This is a genomic window from Vagococcus sp. WN80Y (genome assembly GCF_059621045.1).
Map to the genome: position 1 here is coordinate 1 of NZ_JCAQHY010000032.1, position 764 is coordinate 764.

Here is a 764-nt window from a genome sequence, read left to right on the forward strand (position 1 = left end):
TTAATCGCACGAAACTCCCAGACATTCTCTGTCACGCTTTTTTTGACAAAATCCTTTTCCGTATAATGACTGTCCATTTCAAATTTCGCAATCAGCTTATGACTGTCACCTGATTGATAGGTCCCCAGTGATACAGGCTCTTTTTGTAAATTCAAGGTCTGGCTAACACCTGAAACAGGTCCGTTATAGAGTTCCTTCTCTTGATAGATCAAGACCATTTGAATGGCTTTTGAAAAGTCAATAGGCCCTGTGACAGTAGGTGGTTTGATTTGGAAAAAGAGCTCATACGGCTCATCCTCTTCAACATTGAGCAAGGTTACCTCTGTCTGCCACTTCTTGCCAGGCATCACATCATTCACCTCGACTAAATAGGCCCCATCCGGCTGAACATGTATCCCCTTGTCATCCCCGATGACAATACCCGGAGGGAGAAGCTCCCCCTCAGCTTGCGCTGAGGTAGGAAAGCCTAGAATGATAAGCAGGAGACACATAAAGCTCCAGCTAATGATTGTACTAGTTAAATGTCGTTGCTTCATTCTTTCTCCTCCAGTATTATCTGTTTTCTTTTTATGACTCACATAAAGCTTCTAATGCTGTTTTTAAATCTGCATCTAATAACGCACCACCCGCATTCCAGTTGTCTGTAATGGCTTGTTTCACGTTTTGGATGCCTTCTGTGTTAACTTTTAAATCAAATTTGATCAAGCTATAGCTATTATCAGCTGCTTCCATCAATTTCACGCTGTCTAACAATTGAGCTGTTT

At 41.9% G+C, this 764-nt stretch carries 1 protein-coding gene and 1 pseudogene; both read right to left on the reverse strand.

What is annotated here, in order from left to right; genetic code table 11:
* The coding region (locus AC5KOD_RS02485; RefSeq protein WP_496912964.1) for a hypothetical protein at positions 1–536 on the reverse strand (536 nt) is incomplete at its 3' end.
* Positions 537–567: 31 nt separating this feature from the next.
* Positions 568–764, reverse strand: a pseudogene (locus AC5KOD_RS02490) (BsaA family SipW-dependent biofilm matrix protein); the annotation flags it as partial.